Here is a 22,667-nt window from a genome sequence, read left to right as displayed (position 1 = left end):
TCGCGGCCCCTGCAGGGCCGCGACCAGGCCCTACAGACGCAGCTCGGCGAGCTCGCGCGCCGGCGGCGATTCCTCCCAGAGCTGGTCGAACTGGTGGCGCCGGCGCCGCGCCTCGAGCGGTGCGTGCGCGTACCAGTACGCTTCGAGATCGTCGTGGCGGCGCTTGTGCAGCAGCGCGTATTCGTCGGCGATCGCGTATTCCTCGCCCAGGCCGCGGCGCTCTTCGGCCAGCTCGCGCAGCTGGATGCGGCTCGGCAGCCGCCGTGCGAGCTCGACGAGCCGGTGGCCGCGCTGGGCGGCGGCCTTCGGATGGTTCAGCAGCACGCGCAGCTCGGCGTGGGGCGAGCGCAGCGCGAAACTGCGCAGCAGCTCGACGACCCCCGGATCGCTCCAGACGCGACGGTCGAGTTCCTGGCTGAACACGCGCAGCTGCAGATGCGCGCGCGTGATCAGTTTCAGCGTCGCGCTGGCGTACGCCGCCGTGCCGTGCAGTATCTCCGCGTCCGGAGCGGAGGTCGGGGAGGCGGGCTGCTGGGCGCCGTCGGTCATGGCACGCAGCTTAACGTGCGCATGACGTCAGCGGCGTCGGCGAGCGTGATGCGAAGCCGCTGCCGGCGCACGATCCGACGGCCGGCGGCCTGTGCATGGATGGCAGGTCGCCACGGACGCCGCCGCGCGGCCGGCGGCGACGTCCAGCAGCGGCAGGACCGTGGCCGGTTCAGACGGCCTTGGCCTGCTGCAGGGCGTTGCCCGTGTAGCTGGCCGGCGTCATCTGCAGCAGACGCTGCTTCTCGGCTTCCGGCAGGTCGAGGCCGGAGACGAAGTCGCGGATCGCATCGCGGCCGATCTTCTGGCCGCGCGTCAGGCGCTTGAGCTGCTCGTACGGCTCGGGCAGGCCGTAGCGGCGCATCACGGTCTGGATCGCCTCGCCGAGCACTTCCCAGTTGTGGTCGAGATCCTGGCTCATCTTCCAGGCGTCGGCTTCGAGCTTGCCGATGCCCTTCTGCGCCGACTGGTAGGCGATCATCGCGTGGGCGACGCCGACGCCGAGGTTGCGCAGCACCGTCGAGTCGGTGAGGTCGCGCTGCCAGCGCGAGATCGGCAGCTTCTCGGCGAGGTGCTGCATGATGGCGTTGGCGAGGCCGAGATTGCCTTCGGCGTTCTCGAAGTCGATCGGGTTGACCTTGTGCGGCATCGTCGAGCTGCCGACTTCGCCGGCGACCGTGCGCTGCTTGAAGTAGCCGACCGAGATGTAGCCCCAGACGTCGCGGCAGAAATCGATCAGGATCGTGTTGAAGCGCGTCAGCGCGTGGAAATACTCGGCGATGTAGTCGTGCGGCTCGATCTGCGTGGTCGCCGGGCTCTGGCCGATGCCGAGCGCGGTGATGAAGCGGCCGGTCATCGCCGGCCAGTCGACGTCCGGATAGGCGGCGTAATGCGCGTTCCAGTTGCCGACCGCGCCGTTCATCTTGCCGAGGATCTCGACCTGCGCGAACTGCTCGCGCTGGCGGCGCAGGCGCTGCGCGAACACCGCCATTTCCTTGCCGAGCGTGGTCGGCGAGGCCGGCTGGCCGTGCGTGCGCGACAGCATCGGCTGCTCGGCGTAGGCCTGGGCCAGCGCCGCGATCGAGGTGATCAGCTTGTCGAGCGCCGGCAGCAGCACCTTGTCGCGCGCGTCCTTGAGCATCAGCGCGTGCGAGAGGTTGTTGACGTCCTCGGACGTGCAGGCGAAGTGGATGAATTCCTTGATGCCGGCCAGCTCGGGATGCGAGCTGATCTTTTCCTTCAGGTAGTACTCGACGGCCTTGACGTCGTGGTTGGTCGTGTCCTCGATCGCCTTGACACGCTGCGCTTCATCGAGCGTGAAGTGGGCGGCGATCTTCTCCAGCTTCTCGTGCGCCGACGGCGACAGCGCCGGCACTTCGGGAATGCCGGCGTCGGCGGCGAGCGCTTCGAGCCAGCGGATCTCGGCGATGATGCGGTAGCGCATCAGGCCGTACTCGCTGAAGATCTCGCGCAGCTTGACGGTCTTTTCGGCGTAGCGGCCGTCGATCGGCGAAATGGCGGACAGGGACGTCAGGTTCATGAATGCAAAGGCTCGGCAGGCGGGTCGCGCGGCGGCCGGTCGGCAGGCGCGGCAGCCCCGGTGTAGGCTGGGCGCGCATTTTATCCGAGGCCGGCGCCGCGCAGGGCTTTCCGCACGGCGCGGCGGCGATCTCATTCGCATGGAGCCCTGAACGCATGGCCAAAGCCGCATTCCGCATCGAGCACGACAGCCTCGGCGCGCTCAAGGTGCCCGCCGAGGCGCTGTGGGGCGCGCAGACGCAGCGCGCGGTCGAGAACTTTCCGGTGTCGGGGCTGGCGATGCCGCGCGCCTTCATCCGCGCGCTGGGCCTGATCAAGGCGACCGCGGCGCAGGTCAACGCCGGGCTCGGGCGGCTCGACGCGGCGCGCGCCGAGGCGATCGCCGTCGCCGCGCTCGAGGTCGCCGCCGGCCGTCACGACGCGCAGTTCCCGATCGACGTCTTCCAGACCGGCTCGGGGACCTCGACCAACATGAACGCCAACGAGGTGATCGCCCACCTCGCGGCCCGGCGCCTGCGTCAGAAGGTGCATCCGAACGATCACGTCAATTACGGCCAGAGCTCCAACGACGTGATCCCGACCGCGATCCACGTCGCCAGCGCGCTGCTCGTGCATGACCGGCTCAAGCCGGCGCTGAAGCAGCTGGCGGGCACGATCGAACGCCGCGCGCGCCAGCTCAAGGGCGTCACCAAGACCGGCCGCACGCATCTGATGGACGCGATGCCGGTGCGCTTCGACCAGGAGCTGTCGGGCTGGGCGACGCAGATCCGCCACGGCCTCGAACGGCTCGACGCGGTGCAGCCGCGCCTGCTGCAGCTCGCGCTCGGCGGCACCGCAGTCGGCACCGGCATCAATGCCGATCCGCGCTTCGGCAAGCGCTTCGCGCGCGCGCTCGCCGCGCGCACCGGCCTGCGCTTCGTCGCCGCGGACAATTATTTCGAAGCGCTGTCGGCGCAGGACGCGGCGGTCGAGCTGTCCGGCCAGCTGAAGACCATCGCCTGCTCGCTGATGAAGATCGCCAACGACCTGCGCTGGATGAACTCGGGCCCGCTCGCCGGGCTCGGCGAGATCGAGCTGCCGACGCTGCAGCCGGGTTCGTCGATCATGCCGGGCAAGGTCAATCCGGTGATCCCGGAGGCGACCTGCATGGTCTGCGCGCAGGTCATCGGCAACGATGCGACGATCACCGTCGCCGCGCAGGCCGGCAATTTCCAGCTCAACGTGATGCTGCCGGTGATCGCGCTGAACCTGCTGCAGAGCATCGAGCTCGAAGCCAGCGTCGCGACGCTGCTGGCCGAACGCGCGATCGCCGGCTTCCGCGTACGCCGTGCGCACATCGGCGAGGCGCTGGCGAAGAACCCGATCCTGATCACCGCGCTCAACGCGCGCATCGGCTACGAGAAGGGCGCGGCGATCGCCAAGCAGGCGTACAAGGAAGGCCGGCCGATCCTCGACGTCGCGGCGGAGGCGACCGGCCTGCCGCGGGCCGAGCTGGCGCGGCTGCTGGACCCCGAAAAACTGACGCACGGCGGCGTGGAGGCCTGAAGCGGAAACACCTATGCATATCGAACGAATCGACCATCTGGTCCTCAACGTCCACGATCTGGACGCGACGATCCGCTTCTACCGCGAGGTGCTCGGCATGCGGCCGCTGCACGCCGGCGACGGCCGCCACGCGCTGGCCTTCGGCACGCAGCAGCTCAAGCTCTATCCGGTCGGCGCGCCGGCCACGCCGCACGCCGCGCATCCGACGCGCGGTTCGGCCAATCTGTGCTTCGTCAGCACCACGCCGATCAAGGAGATCGTCAACCAGCTCGAACGCTTCGGCATCGCGATCGAGGCCGGCCCGGTCTCGCGCGCCGGCGCGCTCGGGCCGGTCGAGTCGGTCTATTTCCGCGATCCGGACGGCAACCTGATCGAAGTTTCCAACTATCCGGACTGACCCGGGCGGCGGCGCCACGGCGCCATGCTCGCCATCACGCCGTCGCGGCGCAGCCAGGCGTGCTGCAGCGCGGCAGCCAGATGCAGCAGCACGGTGCCGAACAGCAGCAGCGCGAGCGCCGTGTGCGCCCGCCGCCGCAGCGCGTAGAGCGCGGCGTCGCGCGGCACGATCGGCGGCAGCGTCAGGCCCGGTGCCAGCGTCAGCGGATAGTCGCCGGCCGAGAGCATCGCCCAGCCGACCAGCGGCAGCGCGAACATCAGGCCATACAGCAGGCCGTGCGAAGCGCCGGCGGCGTGGCGCTGCCAGGCCGGCAGCGCGGCCGGCAGCGGCGGCGGCCGATGCCGCAGGCGCACCGCCAGACGCAGCGCGACGAGCACGAGCAGGGCGAGGCCGAGCGGCCGGTGCAGCGCCAGCAGCGTCTGGCGCAGCGGGCTGACGGTCGACGCCATGCCGACGCCGACGAACAGCATCGCCACGATCAGGATCGCCATGCTCCAGTGCAGCAGGCGCGCGTACGGGTGGAACGAAGCGGGGCGGGCATTCATCGGACGGTCTCGCGGAACGACGGGTCGCGCGCCAGCGCGCTGCGCGGCGCCGGCTCGCCGGCGCGGCGGGTGAAGGAACGGGCGTAGGCGGCCGAGCGTGCCGCCAGCAGCGGGTCGTCGGACGCGGCGATGCCGGCCGGCAGGATCAGAGGGTCGAAGGTGAGATCGCGGCACGGTCCGTCGTCTTCGAGCGTCGCGCGCTCGAGCGTCAGCGTGCCGAGCGTCAGCTCACGGCGATCCGCCGGCCACGGCCGGGTCGCGTCGTTGCCGGCATCGCCGGGCCCGGCAAGCGTGACGATCAGCTGCCAGCGCAGCGGACCGGCGCGCAGGCGCGTGGCCAGATCGGCGAACAGGAAATCCGCGTCGCGCTGCGCCAGCGTCGCCTTGTCGAGCTCGGCGAACGGCGCTTCCGGCTGCATGCGCCAGCGCACCGTCCGCGCCGTACCGGCGGCGTCGATGAAGCGAAAGGCGTTGACGCTGTAGTAGGTGCCGTTGGCGAAGCTCGACGGCAGCGGGTGCTCGCGCAGCCAGGCCATGAAAGCCCGCGTTTCGGGATGCGCCGCCAGATAGGCGGCGACGCGCGCCGGATCGGGCTTGCCTGTCGCAGGGGCGGGACGCGTCGCAAGCTGGAAGGCGAGGAAGTCCTGCGGCGTGGCGACCGGGAAGATCGGCACATGATTCATGCCGGTGCGCCACTGGCTGCCGTCGGGCAGCGTGAAACTGAGCGCCATCGAATGGAACACGACGCGGCCATCCGGCGCATCCGGAATGCCGCCGCCGGTCGAGAAGCGTCCGACCACCGGCACGCGCGCGCCGGCGGCGAACAGTGCGGCCTTCGACAGTGCCGCGCCGGCGCCGTTGCCGGCGAACTCGCCGATCACGCAAACGCCCTTGGCGTGCGCGCGGCGAAAGCCGGGATGCAGGCCGTCGTGGCCTTGCAGCGCATCGACGATGCGGCCGGGCGTCAGCCGCGCCGGCGTGAGCCAGCCGGCGCTCGCGGCGAAGGCCAGGGCGAGTGCACCGGCGATCAGGGCGATGGCCGTCAGGCGCAGCGTGCGCTGACCGGCGGACAGGGGTTCGGGGGTCGGCATGCGGGTTTTCCGGAAGGGATACGTCGGTGAGACGCTGCCGCTGCGCCTTTATTCCGTTGTCCCGCGACGGAATAAAACCGGCTGTCGCGCGTCTTACGCGACAATGGCCCGTGTTTTCGGGTCGGCATGCGACGGATCGGCTGCGGGCCATGGGCGATGATCGACGACGATGAATTGCGGGAACTGCTGCCGGCGCTGCGACGTTTCGCGCTCGGCCTGGCGCGCGATGCCGGCGACGCTGACGACCTGGTGCAGGCCTGCCTGGAACGCGCGCTGTCGCGCTGGCGGACGCGACGGCCCGACGGCGAACTGCGCGCCTGGCTGTTCTCGATTCTCTACCGGCAGTTCGTCGATGCGCAGCGCCGCAGCCGGCGCTGGCGGCGCGTGTTCGAGCCCTACGTCGGCGACGAGCCCGGCGCGCTGGCGCCATCGGCCGAGGACACGGTGCTGGCGCAGGATGCGCTCGCCGCGCTCGGCCGCTTGCCGGCCGAGCAGCGCGCGCTGCTGCTGATGGTCGCGGTCGAGGGGCTCGCCTACCAGGAAGCGGCCGACGCGCTCGGCGTGCCGATCGGCACGGTGATGTCGCGTCTGTCACGCGCACGGCAGCGCTATCGCGAGCTGATGGACGGCGGGCCGCTGCGGCCCGCGCTGCGGAGAGTCAAATGAACGACATCGACGACACCGAACTGCAGGCCTATGTCGACGGTCGCCTCGACGCCCGGCGGTGCGCCGATCTCGAGGCGCGCCTCGCTGCGCAGCCGGCGCTGGCGGCGCGCGTCGCCGCCTGGCGCGAAGATGCACGCCAGCTCGGCGAAGCGCTGCGCCGCGCCACGCGGCCGGCTGCGCCGCAGCTCGATCCGGCCGTGATTCGCCGCGGCCTGCGTCGCCGCCGGCAGCGGCTGGCCTTGCTGTGTGCGTCCTGGCTGCTGGCGGTCGGGCTCGGCGTGCTCGGCGGCTGGCAGGGGCGCGGCGCGCTGGCGCGGCCGGCGCCGATGGCCGACGCCGTCGAGGCCTACCGCGTGTTCGCCAGCGATCGTCTGCGGCCGGTCGAACTGCGTGCCGGGCAGGGCGCCGATCTGCAGGCCTGGCTCGCCGGCCGGCTCGGTCGGCCGCTGGCACTGCCGGATCTGGGCACCTACGGTTTCGCGCTGCTCGGCGGCCGCCTGCTGTCGACCTCGGAAGGCGCGGCGGCGCTGGTCTTCTACGAGTCCGCCGACGGCCGCCGCATCAGCTTCTACGTGCGGCCGAGTCGTCGCCAGCCGGAGCCCAGCGTCGGCACGCGCCGCGACGGGCCGCTGACGACGCGCTGGTGGTTCCACGACGGCTACGGCTATGCCGTGGTCGGCGCCGCCGATGACGCGCGCACGCGCGCGATCCAGGACGCGCTCCCGGACACCATCTGAGCCGCGGCGTCCGCCGCGCAGGCGCGGACGACGGGGGACGAACGGTGCCTGGCGGGCGACGAGCGCGACGCAGGCAATTTCGGTTCCAGGCCGAGGCGCCGTCGGTCGGCGGGGCGCAGCGCTTCATCGGTGCCGGCCGGCGCCGTCGTTATGCGGCTCGTACGCTGCGTCCCACGATCGAGTCCAGGGGACGGATATGTTCGGTATCAGCACACGCAAGTCGGGCCCGGCAACGCCGACGCTGGAGCGCCAGCCGCAGCCGTATCTGCGCATCTACGCGTCGGATTTCCATGCCCGCGATCCCGAGCTGGCGCGCAATCTCTCGCTGCTGATCCCGGAAGGGCGTCATCACGAGCTGTGCAGTGCCGCGGAACTCGGCGCGCAGATGGTGCCGCCGGAAGCCGATTTCGTGCTGAGCCTGCTGCTGGCGCCGAGCCTGCTCGACGGTCTCGCCGACGCCGTGCTCGCCGCGCGCGCCGCCGGCCGCAGCACGACGCTGATCGTCGCCGTCACCAACGCGCAGCTGACCGCGCTCGGCGAATGGCTGACGCGGCGCGGCAACGAGAACCGCCTGGCCGGCGTGCGCCTGATGCTGGCGCCGAACGCCGAGAGCGCGGTCCGCCAGCTGCCGCTGCGCCTGATGCCGGTGGTCGAAGACAACCTGATCCGCATGCCGATCTCGACCGAAGTCGAGGGCTCGCCGATGCGCAATTTCTACGTGTTCAGCCCGGAACTGCAGGCGCTGGTCGCCCGCATCCGCGCCTACGCGGCGAACGGCATCCATCGCACCTACCTGCTCGGCGGTCCCGGCAGCGGCAAGACCTCGCTGGCGTTCTACTACTACCTGGTGCGCAATCGCGGCCGCTTCGTGTCCGTGAACCTCGCCGCCGAGAACACCGGCGACAAGGCGGCGGTGAAGTCGCTGCTCTGCGGCCACGTGTCCGGCGCCTTCGCCGGCAGCGGCGCGCGCACCGGCGCGTTCATGCACGCGCGCGACGGCGTCTGCTTCATCGACGAAAGCCACGGCATCACCGGTCCGGTGATGGAAGTGCTGATGGAGGCCTTCGACAACGGCCAGTACCTGCCGTTCGGCGCCAGCGCCAAGCAGCCGCTCGAATGCGCGATCGTGTTCGCGACCAATCGCAGCTGGGAGACGCTGCAGAACTCGGTGAACATCGACGAGTTCACGCGCATCGGCGCCGCCACGCTGTCGGTGCCGGAGCTGCACAAGCGCGAGGAGGACATGATCGCCGTGGTCGCGACCACGCTGGCCAAGCTCTCGGACCGCTGCACGAGCTGGACGCAGCCCAAGGGCGTCAGCGAGGAAGCGTGGCTGCGCATCAAGCAGTGCCGCTGGCACGGCAACATCCGCGCGCTGGTGCGCGTGCTGGAGTTGGCCTTCGTCGACTACGGCATTCGCGGCGGCGACACGCTGATCCAGACTGAGGAGATCGATGCCGGTCTCAAGCTCTGGGAGCCGGCCAACCACCACAGCCATCAGCTCTACGCGGTGGCGTAAGCCGCAGCACGGCGGAGCGTGACCAAGGCCGGCCTGAACAGGCCGGCCTTTTTCGTTCACGGCGTTTGCGGGGCGGGCGGCACCGGCTGCGCGTCGGCGTCGCTCAGGGTGGCGAGGAACGCCAGCACATCGCCGATCTCGGCTGCGTTCCATACCGGCTCGTCGCCCTTGCGCTGCGTCAGCGGCGTATTGATGTGGTCGACGTTGTCCTGCAGCGCCAGCGGCAGGTCGTCGTAGAGCTGCGGGCCGTCCGGATGCGGATACCACTGCGCCGGCCGCGCGTCGCGCTGCACATAGAAGCGCAGCGCCGCCTCGAGCGTGTGAAAGCGGCCGTTGTGGAAGAAGGCGCCGCGCGTCGCGACATTGCGCAGCGACGGCGTCTTGAACAGTCCGCACCAGGACTTCTCGTGGCGCTGGTCGGTGCGTACGGGGCCGCAGAGGCCCAGGTCGTAGTAGGCCGGATCGGCGTTGGCCGGAATTTCCGGATTGCGCGGCACGCCGAGCGCTTCGAAGCTGAAATCGGTCAGCAGCGGATGCGCGCCGTTCGCGCCCATCTGCACGGGATGGCAGGCCGCGCAGTTGCCGCGCTCGCGATCGCGGAACAGCTCGAAGCCGCGCTGTTCCTGCGCGGTGAAGCGCGCCTTGCCGTCGAGCACGGCGTCGAACTTGCTGCTGTACGGCTGAAAGCTCGGATCGTCGAGCTCGAAGCGCTGCAGCGCCTGGCCGAGCGCGGCGAGGGCATCGGCCGGCCGCGTAAAGATGTCGGCGCCGAACACGCTGCGAAACTGATCGGCATACGCGCTGCGCGACAGGCTCTGCACCACGGCTTCGGCGCCGGCATTGGCCATTTCGTTCGCTGCCAGCAGCGGAAACGCCGCCTGCTCCGCCATCGTGTCGAAGCGTCCGTCCCAGGTGAAGCCGCCGACCGGCACGTTGTCGGTGTCGGTGAGACGTTCGCGCGGATTGCCGACGTAGGTCTTGAACCAGATCGGCGTGCGCCGCAGGTAGCGCAGCGACGGCACCGCGCGCGTGCCGTAGCCTTGCAGGTCGGCGCCGCCGCGCTGCACCGCCAGCGCGTTCGGCGGACCGTAGGCGTGTGCGGGATCATGGCAGCTCGCGCAGGACTGGCGCCCGGACGCCGACAGTGACGGATCGAAGAACGCCAGGCGCCCGAGTTCGGCCATCGCCGCCGGGGTTCGGGCGGAGGCGGCAGCGGCCGACGCCGGGGCGGCCGGCTCGCGCCCGCAGGCGGCGAGCCCGAGGCAGAGCGCCGCCGCGGCGCCCGCCAGAACGCGTGTGTACACCGCGGGCTTTACGGCAGCGCGGTGAATACGTCCTTGCCGAACGGCTGCAGGCCGTCCTCGTCGGCGTAGCCCAGGTACTCGCCGGTCTCGAAGATGTCTTCGAGGCTCCTGAGCAGCGAATAGTGGTTGTACGGCGTGTCGCTGACCGTGCCCGGCTTGATCGCCTTCGACAGCAGGATCGCCCCGGTGCGGTCGCCGCCGACGCCGACGTAGTGCAGCTGGTATTCCATCGTCGCGCTGACCGGCAGGTACTGGTCGTCCGGCCGCGTCACGTTCGGGCCGACCTTCTGGCCGCAGCAGGCAGCGCCGGGCAGATTGAGGATGACCGTCGTCTTGCCATTGTGCGTGCCGGTGCCGGCCGGCTGGATGTCGGCGGACTCGTCGAAGTTGATGATGATCAGGCCGTCCTTCTGGTAGGCGGGCGAGGCTTGGATGATCGGGATCCACTTCTGCAGGAATGCGTCGATCGAGGCGAGACCGCCCTTGTCGCCGTTGACGCAGGGCTTGGCGCCGGTGCCGTCGCCGTCGTGGCCGTCGTCGCAGAGATTCGGCGTGATGAAGACGAAGTTCGGCGTCGTGTCGATCGACTTCAGGTCGTTCTCAAGCTGGCTGTCGAGGTTGACGACGTGCGCGTCGCAATACGCCTGATCGTCGATGATCGAGTGGAAGTAGACGAAGGGATTGTGGCGCGTCGCGTACTGGTCGCCTTCCGGCACGTCTGCGGTCGGCGCCTGCGCCGCCTGCGTATTGTCGATCGCGCCGATCTGCGGATGGCCGCAGGTCGCCGCTTCGCGGGTCGGGTCGTTGCCCATGTCGCCCATGTAGCCCTTCCAGCGGTAGCCCTTGTCATCGAGCTGGTTCGGGAATGTCCTGACGCTGGCCGGGTAGACGCAGCCGGCGCCGTCCTTGACCTTCAGGACCTTGGGATTGTCGGTGTCCCAGCCGTCGGCGATGGCGTCGTTGAAGCCCTGGAAGCAGTCGCTCTCGGTGTCCTTCGTCGACGGCTGGCCGCTCATCATCGCGACATAATTGTCGAGACTGACGTGGCCGGTGCCGTAGTACTCGGTCAGCAGCGCGCCCTGGGTCGCCAGGTCGCGCATGTACGGATTCTGCGTGCTGGTGTCGAAGGTGTCGGCGTAGTTCTTGTTTTCCATGACGATGACGAACACGTGCCGGATGTCCTGCTGCGTCTTGATCGGGCTGCCGTGGTCGTCATCGCTGCAGGCGACGAGCACGCCGAACCCGGCGCACAGGCTCAGCGCTGCGCCGGCTGCGACGGCGGCGCCTTTGATTTTCCTGAACATATTGTTTTCTGTCTGGGGAAGGGAGGAGGCCGGCGGGCACGGCGGCACGGCCGCAAAACTACGGCCCCACGATGACGTTTGAATGACCGGAGCGTCAGCAAGACGCTGGCGAGCGGTCATCGACTGCCGTTTTCCGCTAGCATTCGCGCCCGGAAATTCCCGTTATTCGCGCCCAGCGCTTCAGCCCCCGCAAAAGTCCCGAGCCCGTCAATGTCCACGATTCGCCAGGAAGACTTCATCCAGTCGATTGCCGACGCCTTCCAGTACATCAGCTACTACCATCCGCTCGACTACGTGAAGGCGCTCGGCGAAGCCTGGGAGCGTGAGGAGAATCCGGCGGCGAAGGACGCGATCGCGCAGATCCTGACCAACTCGCGGATGAGCGCCGAAGGCCATCGTCCGATCTGCCAGGACACCGGCATCGCCACCGTGTTCCTCAAGGTCGGCATGAACGCGCGCTGGGACGCGACGCTGTCGGTGACCGAGATGGTCAACGAAGGCGTGCGCCGCGCCTACAACGATCCGATCAACAAGCTGCGCGCCTCGGTGCTGGCCGATCCGGCCGGCAAGCGCAGCAACACCCGCGACAACACGCCGGCGGTGATCCACTACGAGATCGTGCCGGGCGACCACGTCGAGGTGATCTGCGCCGCCAAGGGCGGCGGCTCGGAAGCCAAGTCGAAGATGGCGATGCTCAACCCGTCCGACTCGATCGTCGACTGGGTGCTGAAGACGGTGCCGACGATGGGCGCCGGCTGGTGCCCGCCGGGCATTCTCGGCATCGGCATCGGCGGCACGCCGGAGAAGGCGATGCTGCTGGCCAAGGAATCGCTGATGGCGCCGGTCGACATCCACGAGATCAAGAGCCGGGGACCGAAGAACCGGGCCGAGGAACTGCGCCTCGAACTGTACGAGAAGGTCAATAATCTCGGCATCGGCGCGCAGGGCCTCGGCGGCCTGACCACGGTCGTCGACGTCAAGGTGCTCGACTACCCGACGCACGCGGCGAACCTGCCGGTGGCGATGATCCCGAACTGCGCGGCGACGCGTCACGTGCACTTCCATCTCGACGGCTCGGGGCCGGCGCATCTGCCGACGCCGAAGCTCGAGGACTGGCCGAAGGTGACCTGGCAGGCGAACACGCAGACGGCGACGCGCGTCAATCTCGACACGCTGACCCGCGAAGAAGTCGCCAGCTGGAAGCCGGGCCAGACGCTGCTGCTGAACGGCCGCATGCTGACCGGCCGCGACGCCGCGCACAAGCGCATCCAGGACATGCTGGCCCGCGGCGAGAAGCTGCCGGTCGATTTCACCAACCGCGTGATCTATTACGTCGGCCCGGTCGATCCGGTGCGCGATGAAGTCGTCGGCCCGGCCGGCCCGACCACGGCGACGCGCATGGACAAGTTCACCGAAATGATGCTCGGCCAGACCGGCCTGATCGCGATGATCGGCAAGTCCGAGCGCGGTCCGGTCGCGATCGAGTCGATCAAGAAGCACCGGAGCGCGTATCTGATGGCGGTCGGCGGCGCCGCGTATCTGGTCGCCAAGGCGATCAAGGCGGCCAAGGTCGTCGGCTTCGAGGATCTCGGCATGGAAGCGATCTACGAGTTCGAGGTCCAGGACATGCCGGTGACGGTCGCGGTCGACGCGCAGGGCACTTCGGTGCACGAGACCGGCCCCAGGCTCTGGCAGCAGAAGATCGCCGGCAAGATCGGCACGATCCCGGTCGCGCTCGCCTGAGCGCGGCGCCGCCACGGAGCCTGATGATGCGCCTGAACTTCCGCCTGCTGTGCCTGCTCGGCTTCGTGGCCTGCTACGGTGCGCTCGCGTTCGCGATCGTCTATCTGCAGAACACGCTCGGCTACGAGCCGTGCCCGTTCTGCATCTTCCAGCGCGTGGCGATGGCGGTGGTCGGCGCGATCTTCCTGATCGCGGCGATCCATGGTCCCCGCGACTGGGGGCGCCGGGTCTACGCCGGGCTCGCGGCGCTGGCGTCGCTCGTCGGCATCGGCATCGCCTGGCGCCACGTCTGGCTGCAGAGCCTGCCGCCGGATCAGGTGCCGGCCTGCGGGCCGACGCTCGACTATCTGATGGAGATGATGCCGGTCAACGAAGTGGTGATGACCGTGCTGCGCGGCGACGGCAACTGCGCCAAGATCGACGCGCAGTGGCTCGGCATCGCGCTGCCCGGCTGGGTCCTCATCAGCTTCATCGGCCTGACGCTGTATTCCCTGTTGCTGCCCGTTCTGGCAAGGACGCTTGAAAGGAGATAATGCATGAGCTTTGCGACGACCGATCTTTCCGATGCCCATCCCGAGGCGCAGGTCGCCGATCCGGTGTTCGGCGATTTCGGCGGCGTGTCGGCCTTCCATGGCCCCGTCGTCACGCTGAAGGTGTTCGAGGACAACACGATGGTGCGCGCGCTGCTCGAAGAGCGCGGCAACGGTCAGGTGCTGGTGGTCGACGGCGGCGGCTCGGCGCGCTGCGCGCTGGTCGGCGGCAACCTCGGCCAGCTCGGCGTCGACAACGGCTGGGCCGGCATCGTCGTCAACGGCTTCGTCCGTGATTCCGAGGAACTGGCCGAACAGGAAATCGGCATCAAGGCGCTCGGTACCCATCCGCGCAAGTCGGAGAAGGGTCTGCACACCGGCCACCGCAACCGCGTCGTGACCTTCGCCGGCGTGACCTTCAAGCCGGGCCAGTGGCTGTACGCCGATGCCGACGGCATCGTCGTCGCCGACGCGCCGATTCACGAAAAGGCCTGAGCGGTCCGCCGTTCCGGCCACGGCCGGGACGCCAGCGGGAATATTTCGGCCGCGGCCTTCGTGCCGCGGCCGCTTGCTGCCCGTCGCCGTGACGGGCACGCTACGCGACCTTTTTCCGGGAAGTTCCCATGGCGGCGCGCGATCTGACCGGCGGCTCCGTCCGCGGCCACCTGCTGCGGATGAGCGGCTTCATGCTGCTGACGATGCTGGTGCAGACGGCGTACGGCCTGATCGACATCTTCTGGGTCGGCCGCCTCGGCCGTGACGCGGTCGCTGCGGTCGCGCTCGGCAGCAATCTGATGATGGCGCTGATGGCCGTGGCGCAGACGCTGTCGGTCGGTGCCACGGCGCTGGTCGCGCAGGCCGCGGGCCGCAAGGATTTCGACGAGGCGCGGCGTCTGTTCACGCAGTCGCAGCTGCTGTCGGCGCTGCTGGCGCTGGTCTTTCTCGCCGTCGCGCTGGCCCTGTACGGCCCGTACAGCGACCGACTCGCCGGCAGCGCCGAGGCGGCACGCCTGACGCGCGAGTTCCTCGTGCCGTTCATTCCGGCGATGGCGCTGCAGATTCCGATGTTCGTGCTGTCGGCCGCATTGCGCGGCGTCGGCGACGTGCGCACGGCTTCGCTCGCCCAGCTCGGCACGGTGCTGCTCAATATCGTGCTGGCGCCGGTGCTGATCTTCGGCTGGGGCACCGGCCGGCCGCTCGGTGTCGCCGGGGCGGCGCTCGCGACCCTGCTTTCGGTGCTGGCCGGTCTGAGCGGCCTGCTGATTCACGTCCTGCGCCAGAACCGCTTCCTCGATCGCCGCGCAACGGCCTGGCGGCCGCATCCGACGCTCTGGCGGCGCATCGTCCGCATCGGGCTGCCGTCCGGACTCGAGCTCGCGCTGCTGGCGTTCTACTTCGGCTTCATCATGGCCATGCTGCAGCGCTTCGGCGCCGCGCCGCAGGCAGCGTTCGGCATCGGCATGCGCGTGCTGCAGTTCGGCATGATGCCGGCGATGGCGATCAGCTTCGCGACCGCGGCGATCGTCGGCCAGAATTTCGGCGCCGGCCGCCCGGGCCGCGTGCGGCAGGTCTTCGTCGACGCGCTCAAGCTGAATCTGACCGCCGTCGGCCTGTTCTGCGTGGCCTTCCATCTGGCGCCGGATGCGCTGATCCGGCCGTTCTCCCCCGATCCCGAGGTGATTCGCTACGGTGCCGAGTTCCTGCGCTGGATTTCGTGGAACCTGCTGGCGATGGGCGTGGTGATGGCCTGCGGCGGCGTGTTTGCGGGCTTCGGCAACACGCTGCCCTCGCTGTTCGGCACGGTCCTGCGCTTCGGCTTCATCGTCGCGGCCGGCCTGCTGCTGTCGTCGCGCGCCGACTTCGCGCCGGTCTGGCTGTGGGCACTGTCGATCGCCGGGGCGCTGCTGCAGCTCGGGCTCAATCTGTTGCTGCTGCGCGGCCAGCTGCACCGCCAGCTGGCGCCGCTGGAGCGGACCTCGCTGGCCTGAGGACACCACATTCTGTCGGATGCCTGACAGTGCGGCATTTTGCGTTGCGGGCCGCGGAAGCGCATGGCTATAGTCTGCCGCTCCGGCTGAGCCGCCTGCCGTGCAACATGTGCCGGGCGTCGCATTCCGGCGCCGGCGCGCAGCGTGCGGCGATGACATTCTGATTACACTCGCAGCCGATATTTGAGACCAGGGCGCGTAAACCGCGCCCTTGTCGTTTGGGTGCGGGGAATGCGGGCGGGAAGGGGAATGAAACGCGTTCTGTTGGTCTACTACTCGCAGACCGGCCAATTGCGCCGGCTGGCCGAATCGGTGTGCGCGCCGCTGAGCGCGGCCGGCATCGCCGTCGACCGCTGCGCGCTGCAGCCGCGCGAGCCGTATCCGTTTCCGTGGCCGTTCTTCCGCTTCTTCGATCAGTTTCCGGAGGCGGTCCATCTGGATCCGCCGGAGCTGCAGCCGCTGCCGATCGCCGCCGACGCGCGCTACGACCTCGTGATCCTGGCGTACACCGTCTGGTTCCTGTCGCCGGCGCCGCCGGTGACCGCGTTCCTGCGCTCCGAGCAGGGGCGGCGCCTGCTGCGCGATACGCCGGTGGTGACGCTGATCGGCTGCCGCAACATGTGGCTGCTCGCGCAGGAGTGCGTCAAGGACATGCTCGCCGCCGCCGGCGCGCGGCTGTCCGACAACATCGTGCTGACCGACGCCGGTCCCAGCTTCGCGACCTTCATCACCACGCCGCGCTGGATGCTCAGTGGCCGTCGCGACGCGTTCTGGGGGCTGCCGGCGGCGGGCCTCGGCGACGCGCAGATCGCCGGCGCCGCACGCTTCGGCGTCGCGCTCGCCGCCGCGCTGCGCGACGGCCGCCTCGACGGCCGCGCGCCGGTGCTGCGCGGGCTCGGCGCCGTCAATGCCGATGTGCGCCTGCTGCCGAGCGAACGCATCGGCCGGCGCAGCTTCCAGATCTGGGGGCGCCTGATTCGCGCGATCGGCCCGCAAGGCTCCTGGCGACGGCGCCCGGTGCTGCTCGTGTACGCCGCTTTCCTGATCACGATGATCGTCACCGTCGTGCCGGTCACGATGCTGCTGCGTGCCGCGCTGCGGCCGCTGACGGCGCGGCGCCTGCGCGCGCAGAAAGCCTATTTCGAACAACCGTCGGGGTCGGGGACGGAATCGCTGGGGTGTTGAGGTTAATGACCGCTCGTTCTTCGGAAAAGTCCGGCCCGGCCGGAGTCTTCATCACGCGCATCGGCACCGCCCTGCCAAACGCCCCGGTCGACAACGACCGCATGGAGGCGGTGCTCGGTCAGGTTGGCGGCAGGCCGTCGCGAGCCCGCGCGCTGGTGCTGCGCAGCAACGGCATTCAGACGCGGCATTACGTGTTCGATCCGGAATCCGGATGCCAGACGCACAGCAACGCGCAGCTGACCGCCGAGGCGGTCCGCGATCTGGCCGGCGACGGCTTCGAGATCGACGACATCGAGCTGCTGGCCTGCGGCACGAGCACGCCCGATCAGATCGCGCCGAATCATGGCGTGATGGTGCATGGCGAACTCGGCAGCCATCCCTGCGAGGTCGTTGCGACCGCCGGCATCTGCGTCTCCGGCGTGATGTCGCTGAAGTACGCCTACATGTCGGTGCTGGCCGGACTGACGAGCAATGCCGTCGCCACCGGCTCGGAGACGGCTTCAACCTTCATGCGCGCCTGGAACTTCGAGGCGGAGAACGAGGCGCGCGTCGCCGCGCTCGAGAAGAAGCCGGTCATCGCCTTCGAGAAGGACTTCCTGCGCTGGATGCTGTCGGACGGCGCCGGCGCGATGCTGCTGGAAGACCGCGCGCGCACCGACGGACTGTCGCTGCGCATCGACTGGATCGACCAGTGGTCATACGCGCACGAACTGCCGACCTGCATGTACGCCGGTGCCGAGAAGACGGCCGAGGGCCGCCTGATGGGCTGGCGCGAGCTCGGCTCGATGCAGGCCGTCGCCGACCGTTCGCTGCTGTCGCTGAAGCAGGATGTGCGCCTGCTCGAGGACGGCATCCGCATCAGCTCGCGGCGCGCTTTCGAGGCGATGATCGAGCGCCGTGGCCTGCGCGCCGACGAGGTCGACTGGTACGTGCCGCATTATTCGTCGGCGCACTTCGCCGACGTGATGTGGGAAGTGATGCCGGACGACTGGAAGATTCCGCGCTCGCGCTGGTTTACCAACCTGCGCTATCGCGGCAACGTCGGCTCGGCGTCGATGTACCTGCTGCTGGACGACCTGATGCGCTCGCAGACCCTGCAGCCCGGCCAGCGCATTCTCTGCTACGTGCCGGAGAGCGGTCGCTTCTCGATCGCCTTCGTCGCCTTGACGGTGGTCGGTCCGTGAAGCGCGACGAGGTACCGCAGGACGGTCTGCCGTACTACGGTGAGCAGCGCAAGGCGGTCTATGCGCTGGACCGCAACGGTCACTACGAGGCCGTGGCCTCGAGCGGCTGGCAGGTCGAGGCGACCGTCACCGGCGATGCGATCGCCGAGTTCGAGCGGCTCGCGCAGGCAGCGCTGCAACGCGCGCGGCGCGGCGAGTGCTCGCCGCTCGAATACCACATGTACGCCCGCCGCATGGATCTGCCGACGCTGGCGCAGAGCACCGGCTTCTGGCGCTGCGGCGTGCGCCGCGCGCTGCAGCCGCAGGTCTTCGCGCGCCTGCGCGCGCGCCGCCTGCAGGCCTACGCCGACGCGCTCGGCCTGGGCGTCGACGAACTCAAGAAACTGCCGTGAAAGTCGAGAACTTCGAGCATCGCCATGCCGGTCACTGCGAGACCGGCGTGACCAGCAGCCTGCTGCGCCACTACGGCGTCGAACTCAGCGAGCCGATGGCGCTCGGCCTGTCGGCCTCGCTGACCTTCTTCCACTTCCCGTTCGTCAAGGTCGGCGGCTTTCCGATCACCGCCTACCGGATGCCGCCGGGCAGCGTCTACGGCGGCCTGCGCAAGGCGCTCGGCCTGACGATGCGCAAGCAGCGCTTCGGCGATCCCGACGCGGCGATGGCGGCGCTCGACGCCGAGCTCGCCGGCGGCCGTCCGGTCGGCCTGCAGGCCTCGGTCTACTGGCTGCCGTACTTCCCGCCGGAAATGCGCTTCCACTTCAACGCGCACAACCTGATCGTCTACGGCAAGGACGGCGACGACTACCTGATCAGCGATCCGGTGTTCGACCAGCCGCAGCGCTGCGCCGCCGCCGACCTGCGCAAGGCGCGCTACGCGCGCGGCACCTTCGCGCCGAAGGGGCTGCTGTACTTCCCGCAGGCGCTGCCGGCGCAGTTCGATCTGCGCGCGGCGACGCAGCGCGCGATCGGCAAGACCTGGAAGATGATGCTGCACACGCCGGTTCCGTACGTCGGCGTGCGTGCGATCGAAGCCCTTGCGCGGCGCATCGAGACGCTCGCGCGCAAGAACCCGGACCTGCGCTGGCAGCGTCTGTTCGTCGGCAACGTGATCCGCATGCAGGAGGAGATCGGCACCGGCGGCGGCGGCTTCCGTTTCATGTACGCGGCCTTCCTGCAGGAAGCCGGTGAGCGGCTCGACGAGCCGGCGCTGCGCGCTGCCGCACAGCGCATGACGGACTGCGGCGACGCCTGGCGCCGCTTCGCGCTGGCCGGCGCGCATTTCGCGCGCAAGAAGCCGGACGTGACGCCGGCGCGACTCGCCGCGCTGCTGCGCGAGTGCGCCGCCCAGGAGCGCGCCAACTACGAGGCGCTCAAGGCCTGGTCGAAGGCGCGCGCCGCGTAGCTTCCGGCCCCGCGCTTCAGCCTGCGCCCGGCTGCACGTGCAGCAGATACCACAGGCCGTCCTCGCCGCGGCTCAGATGGCACCACGGCGCCGGCGCGCCGCTGTCCAGATAGCGGTACAGCGCCTCGGCGCAGGCGCCCTGGCCGTGCAGGCCGTGGCCGGGCAATCGTTCGAGCGTCGCCGGCAGCGGCGGCGCGTCGCGCTCCAGCCGCGGGTGCAGGGCGAGGCGCGTGCCGCCGGGCAGCGCGCGCAGGCAGGTCTCGATCGCGCCGTAATCGGCCTGCGGCAGCAGCGCCGCGACACGCGCGAGCGGCGCCGCGCAGTCGGCGTCGATGTGGAACCAGTGGCTGCTTTCGTGCAGCGGCGTGTCGGCCGCAAGGCCGAGGCGGTCGCGCTGCTCGTCGAGCGGCCAGACGCCTTCGTCGACGCAGCCGAGCAGCGCGCGGCGGTGGCTGCGATGGCCGATGCCGAGCAGTTCGATGCCGGCTTCGAGGCCGCCGTGGCGGCGCGCGACGGCGAGCTGCGGACCGCCGATGCCGAGTTGCTGGGCAATGTAGAAGCCGGCCATGTTGCCGGAGATGTTCATGAACTCGAACGGCGTCGGCGGCCGCTGCTCGGCGATCGTCGAGCGCAGCGCCTTGACGCAGTCGTTGAGCATCGGCGTCTCGGCCGCCACGTACAGCGCCGCGTCGGTGCCGATGTCGCCGCTGCGCTCGCGGCAGCGCAGCGCGCCGAGCAGGGCCAGCTCGATGAAACGGTTGACGCGGCGCACGCTGACGCCGAGCGCCTGCAGCTGCGCCCGCAAATCGTCCGGCGCGGTACCGAGCGTGCCGACATGGCGTCCGAACCCGGCGATGTTCAGCATGGCGGCAGCTCGCGCAGCAGCAGCGAGCAGTTGTTGCCGCCGAAGCCGAAATAATTGAGCAGGACGATGCCGCCGCGCCAGGGCGCCGGCGCGCGCAGCGGCGCGATGCCGAATTCGTCGTCCTCTTCCTCGAAGCCGGCCGTGGCCGGCACGAAGCCGCGTTCGAGGCAGGCGACGAAGGCGGCGGTCTCGAGCGCGCCGCAGGCGCCGAGCGTGTGTCCGAACACCGGCTTGAGCGAGGTGAAGGGCGGCACCGCGTCGCCGAACACCTGGCGCAGGCCGAGCGCTTCGGCGAGGTCGTTGGCGCGCGTGCCGGTGCCGTGCGCCTTGACCGCGGCGACCTCGCGCGACGCGACGCCGGCGTCGGTCAGGGCGGCGGCGATGGTGTCGGCGATGCGCTGCGGCGACGGATTGGTCGGGTGCGAGACGTCGCAGAGGCTGGCGCCGCCGAGCAGCTGCCAGCGCGCCGTGCCGCGCGTCGCCGACAGGCGCAGCGCCGCAGCGCATTCGCCGAGCACGATGCCGTCGCGGCGCGCGTCGAACGGCCGGCTGCGCGCGCGCGTCGCCAGCATCATGCTGAAGAAGCCCTGCTGTGAAACCTGGTTCTCCTCCTCGACGCCGACCGCGAGCGCCTCGTCGAGTGCCCCGTCGCGCAGCGCAAAGCCGGCGTAGAGCAGGGCGTTGGCGGCGCTCGAGCAGGCCGTGCTCAGGGTGTAGTACGGCCCGCGCAGGCCGAGCGCGCCATGCAGGCGGCGCGCGCTGCGGCTCTGGTCGGGCGAGCGGATCGGAAAATCGTCGCGGCCGGCGGCGCGCGCCTCGACGTAGGCGCGCTCGTGCGCGGCGATGCCGGCCGAGGAACTGCCGAAGTAGAGACCGAGGCGCGGTGTGCCGCGATCGGCGTCACCGAGCGCCCGCGCGGCGAGAGCGGGCGTCGCAGCCTCGACGCCGGCGGCGCGGAAGTACGGCAGCGTGATTTCGCTGCCGAGGCTGCGGAAGCGCACGTCGGCCGGCGTCGGCGCGTCGGCGCGGCAGGCGGCGGCGATCGCGGCGGCGTCATCGCCGGCGGCGCAATGCGCCTGCGCGCCGCGCAGATAGACCGCGCGCGTCATTGCGGCTGCAGGTGGTCGGCGAGCGTGTTGACGTCGGCGAGCAGGCGACGCATCTGCTTGGGGTCCTCGACGCGCAGGCCGAACTCGACTTGCAGCGCCATCGAGATCTGCAGGCCGTCGACCGAGTCGAGTTCCAGCGCCGACTTCGGCCCGAACAGCGGCTGGTCGTCGGGCACCGTCGCCGGATCGACGGCCTTGTCCGTTTCGCGAACGATCAGTTGCTTGAGGCGCAGCTTCAGCGCCGCGTCTTGCGAGCCTTTCATGGGATCAACCAGGGTGGGATTGCACGGTGTGGCGGTAGAGCAGCGCGGCGAGCGCGAGCGTCGCCGCGGCGAAGGCCAGCAGCGCGCCGCCGGCCGGCAGGATGTCGTGCACGCCGCCGCCGGCGACGAGCAGGCGCGAGAAGCCATCGAGGCTCCAGGCCATCGGCGACAGCTGGGTCAGGGTCTGCATCGCCGGCGGCATCACCAGCTTGGGCACCATCACGCCGCCGAGCGCGGCGAGCAGCAGGCTGATCGCGCCGCCGGCGATCGTCGCCTGCAGAGTCGTGCGCACGGTGACCGCGACGCACAGCGCCAGGCCGATCGCGGCGAGGCTGGTCGCGCTGCCGAGCAGCCACAGGCCGAGCGCGCTGTGGCCGGGATCGAGACGGTCGCCGCCGAGCGCCGGCACCAGCCAGATGCCGACGGCCAGCATTACCAGCATTTGCAGCAGATTGACGCAGTAGTACGGCAGCGCCTTGGACAGCAGCAGCGTGCCGGCCGGAACGCCGAGCACGCGCAGGCGCAGCAGGCTGCCCTGGCTGCGCTCGACGACGAAGCTGGTGGCCAGCGGAATCACCGCGAAGAACATCGCGAAGATCAGCCAGCCCGGCACGTTCTGCTGCACGGCGGTCGGCGCCGCCACCGTGCGGCCGGCGCCGTCGCGGAAGGCCTCGGTGATCGGCAGCCGCCGCGGATCGCCGAGGAAGCGTAGCTCGGCGCGGCGCGCTTCGGGGTAGCCGAGCACCTCGCGGAACAGGTAATCGCTCTGCACCTGCAGCAGCGCGCCGCGCACGTTCAGGGCGGCGAGTCCGCGCGTCTGCGGCAGCGTGCTGGCGGCGTAGTCGATCTGCAGCAGGGCCGGTTCGGCCTGGCCGGCGATCAGTTCGGCGGCGAGGTCGGCGCGCGTCGCCAGCAGTTCGGAGAAGCCGGGCAGTACGGTGACGCGCACCGGCGCCTGCGCGTCGAACTCGACGCCGGGCAGTGCCTTCAGCTCGGCGGCGAACTGGCGCGCCAGCGCGCCGCGATCCTGGTCGACGAGCTGCAGGCGCAGACGCGCGCTGGCGGCCGGATCGAAGGCATCGCGCAGTGCCAGCGACAGCAGCAGGATGAACAGCACCGGCACGGCGAACAGCACGGCGAGGCCGTGCCAGTCGCGCGCCAGCAGACGCAGTTCCTTCAGCGACAGGGCGAGCAGGGCGTTCATC

At 70.1% G+C, this 22,667-nt stretch carries 23 protein-coding genes; 13 read left to right on the top strand and 10 right to left on the bottom strand.

The genetic code is table 11. The features are described from left to right. Window positions 1-30: 30 nt before the first annotated feature. Window positions 31-549 carry a DUF7931 domain-containing protein gene (locus K343_RS20600; protein ID WP_051277859.1) on the bottom strand — a complete coding sequence of 173 codons (519 nt, stop codon included), beginning with the start codon at window positions 547-549 and terminating at the stop codon, window positions 31-33. A gap of 169 nt (window positions 550-718) precedes the next feature. After that, entirely contained in the window at window positions 719-2,086 is a 1,368-nt protein-coding gene (gene purB, locus K343_RS0102210; RefSeq protein WP_028006664.1) for an adenylosuccinate lyase, read from the bottom strand. 155 nt (window positions 2,087-2,241) lie between these two features. Between purB and K343_RS0102205 the strand changes: the two genes are divergently transcribed. Then, on the top strand, window positions 2,242-3,630 hold the full coding sequence (locus K343_RS0102205; protein WP_028006663.1) for a class II fumarate hydratase: 1,389 nt from the start codon (window positions 2,242-2,244) through the stop codon (window positions 3,628-3,630). A 13-nt stretch (window positions 3,631-3,643) separates the two neighbouring features. Further along, window positions 3,644-4,027, top strand: coding sequence for a VOC family protein (locus tag K343_RS0102200; RefSeq protein ID WP_028006662.1), 384 nt, complete (start codon window positions 3,644-3,646; stop codon window positions 4,025-4,027). Here K343_RS0102200 and K343_RS0102195 read toward each other — a convergent pair. Together K343_RS0102195 and K343_RS0102190 are read right to left on the bottom strand one after the other, a co-directional pair. Next, window positions 4,015-4,572 carry a cytochrome b gene (locus K343_RS0102195; protein WP_028006661.1) on the bottom strand — a complete coding sequence of 186 codons (558 nt, stop codon included), beginning with the start codon at window positions 4,570-4,572 and terminating at the stop codon, window positions 4,015-4,017. The two genes, K343_RS0102200 and K343_RS0102195, sit on opposite strands and share 13 nt — an antisense overlap. Beyond that, window positions 4,569-5,663 (bottom strand): catalase family peroxidase, encoded by a 1,095-nt coding sequence (locus K343_RS0102190; RefSeq protein WP_028006660.1) that lies wholly within the window; start codon window positions 5,661-5,663, stop codon window positions 4,569-4,571. Before K343_RS0102190 ends, K343_RS0102195 begins: the two co-directional genes overlap by 4 nt. A 156-nt stretch (window positions 5,664-5,819) precedes the next feature. Here K343_RS0102190 and K343_RS0102185 point away from each other — a divergent pair, with 156 nt between their 5' ends. The 3 genes from K343_RS0102185 (at window position 5,820) to K343_RS0102175 (ending at window position 8,585) form a co-directional block, all read left to right on the top strand. Further along, window positions 5,820-6,329, top strand: coding sequence for a sigma-70 family RNA polymerase sigma factor (locus K343_RS0102185; protein WP_028006659.1), 510 nt, complete (start codon window positions 5,820-5,822; stop codon window positions 6,327-6,329). Beyond that, window positions 6,326-7,066: an anti-sigma factor family protein gene (locus tag K343_RS0102180; RefSeq protein WP_028006658.1), complete on the top strand. Its 741-nt coding sequence runs from the start codon at window positions 6,326-6,328 to the stop codon at window positions 7,064-7,066. The genes K343_RS0102185 and K343_RS0102180 overlap by 4 nt, the downstream gene beginning before the upstream one ends. A 196-nt stretch (window positions 7,067-7,262) precedes the next feature. Continuing rightward, complete coding sequence (locus tag K343_RS0102175) at window positions 7,263-8,585, top strand: sigma 54-interacting transcriptional regulator (RefSeq protein WP_028006657.1); 1,323 nt, start codon at window positions 7,263-7,265, stop codon at window positions 8,583-8,585. Between the two features lie 56 nt (window positions 8,586-8,641). On the opposite strand, the gene K343_RS0102170 is transcribed toward K343_RS0102175, so the two are convergent. Both K343_RS0102170 and K343_RS0102165 read right to left on the bottom strand, forming a co-directional pair. Beyond that, complete coding sequence (locus K343_RS0102170) at window positions 8,642-9,769, bottom strand: cytochrome-c peroxidase (protein ID WP_245585094.1); 1,128 nt, start codon at window positions 9,767-9,769, stop codon at window positions 8,642-8,644. Between the two features lie 128 nt (window positions 9,770-9,897). Further along, entirely contained in the window at window positions 9,898-11,193 is a 1,296-nt protein-coding gene (locus K343_RS0102165) for an alkaline phosphatase family protein (protein WP_028006655.1), read from the bottom strand. Window positions 11,194-11,403: 210 nt separating this feature from the next. Between K343_RS0102165 and K343_RS0102160 the strand changes: the two genes are divergently transcribed. From K343_RS0102160 to darH, 8 genes are all read left to right on the top strand, one after another. Continuing rightward, a complete protein-coding gene (locus K343_RS0102160; RefSeq protein WP_028006654.1) occupies window positions 11,404-12,936 on the top strand; it encodes a fumarate hydratase in 1,533 nt (510 codons plus the stop codon). Window positions 12,937-12,962: 26 nt separating this feature from the next. Beyond that, window positions 12,963-13,469: a disulfide bond formation protein B gene (locus tag K343_RS0102155; RefSeq protein ID WP_043112012.1), complete on the top strand. Its 507-nt coding sequence runs from the start codon at window positions 12,963-12,965 to the stop codon at window positions 13,467-13,469. 3 nt (window positions 13,470-13,472) lie between these two features. Continuing rightward, entirely contained in the window at window positions 13,473-13,961 is a 489-nt protein-coding gene (gene rraA / locus K343_RS0102150) for a ribonuclease E activity regulator RraA (protein WP_028006652.1), read from the top strand. Between the two features lie 128 nt (window positions 13,962-14,089). Continuing rightward, entirely contained in the window at window positions 14,090-15,454 is a 1,365-nt protein-coding gene (locus tag K343_RS0102145; protein WP_028006651.1) for an MATE family efflux transporter, read from the top strand. 249 nt (window positions 15,455-15,703) lie between these two features. Next, the gene (locus K343_RS0102140) at window positions 15,704-16,639 is read left to right on the top strand and encodes a hypothetical protein (RefSeq protein ID WP_028006650.1); all 936 of its coding nucleotides are present in this window, start codon (window positions 15,704-15,706) and stop codon (window positions 16,637-16,639) included. A gap of 5 nt (window positions 16,640-16,644) precedes the next feature. Further along, on the top strand, window positions 16,645-17,823 hold the full coding sequence (locus K343_RS0102135; protein ID WP_051277857.1) for a beta-ketoacyl-ACP synthase III: 1,179 nt from the start codon (window positions 16,645-16,647) through the stop codon (window positions 17,821-17,823). After that, the gene (locus K343_RS0102130) at window positions 17,820-18,215 is read left to right on the top strand and encodes a DarG family dialkylresorcinol biosynthesis protein (RefSeq protein WP_028006648.1); all 396 of its coding nucleotides are present in this window, start codon (window positions 17,820-17,822) and stop codon (window positions 18,213-18,215) included. Before K343_RS0102135 ends, K343_RS0102130 begins: the two co-directional genes overlap by 4 nt. Then, window positions 18,212-19,225 (top strand): BtrH-related acyltransferase DarH, encoded by a 1,014-nt coding sequence (darH, locus tag K343_RS0102125; protein WP_028006647.1) that lies wholly within the window; start codon window positions 18,212-18,214, stop codon window positions 19,223-19,225. Before K343_RS0102130 ends, darH begins: the two co-directional genes overlap by 4 nt. A gap of 16 nt (window positions 19,226-19,241) precedes the next feature. Here the strand turns inward: darH and K343_RS23125 are convergent, their stop codons facing one another. The 4 genes from K343_RS23125 to K343_RS20585 are packed head-to-tail and all read right to left on the bottom strand — an operon-like array spanning window position 19,242 to window position 22,666. Next, window positions 19,242-20,090 carry a hypothetical protein gene (locus K343_RS23125; protein ID WP_051277856.1) on the bottom strand — a complete coding sequence of 283 codons (849 nt, stop codon included), beginning with the start codon at window positions 20,088-20,090 and terminating at the stop codon, window positions 19,242-19,244. Continuing rightward, window positions 20,084-21,199 carry a beta-ketoacyl synthase N-terminal-like domain-containing protein gene (locus tag K343_RS20590; RefSeq protein ID WP_051277855.1) on the bottom strand — a complete coding sequence of 372 codons (1,116 nt, stop codon included), beginning with the start codon at window positions 21,197-21,199 and terminating at the stop codon, window positions 20,084-20,086. Before K343_RS20590 ends, K343_RS23125 begins: the two co-directional genes overlap by 7 nt. Next, window positions 21,196-21,462, bottom strand: a complete 267-nt coding sequence (locus K343_RS0102110; protein WP_028006646.1) for an acyl carrier protein — start codon at window positions 21,460-21,462, stop codon at window positions 21,196-21,198. Before K343_RS0102110 ends, K343_RS20590 begins: the two co-directional genes overlap by 4 nt. A 4-nt stretch (window positions 21,463-21,466) precedes the next feature. Beyond that, window positions 21,467-22,666 carry an ABC transporter permease gene (locus K343_RS20585; RefSeq protein WP_043111861.1) on the bottom strand — a complete coding sequence of 400 codons (1,200 nt, stop codon included), beginning with the start codon at window positions 22,664-22,666 and terminating at the stop codon, window positions 21,467-21,469. Between the last annotated feature and the right edge of the window lies 1 nt (window position 22,667).

Origin of the sequence: Solimonas flava DSM 18980, assembly GCF_000426685.1 — a bacterium.
Classification (GTDB): domain Bacteria; phylum Pseudomonadota; class Gammaproteobacteria; order Nevskiales; family Nevskiaceae; genus Solimonas; species Solimonas flava.
This window is presented reverse-complemented; position numbering and strand designations above follow the sequence as displayed.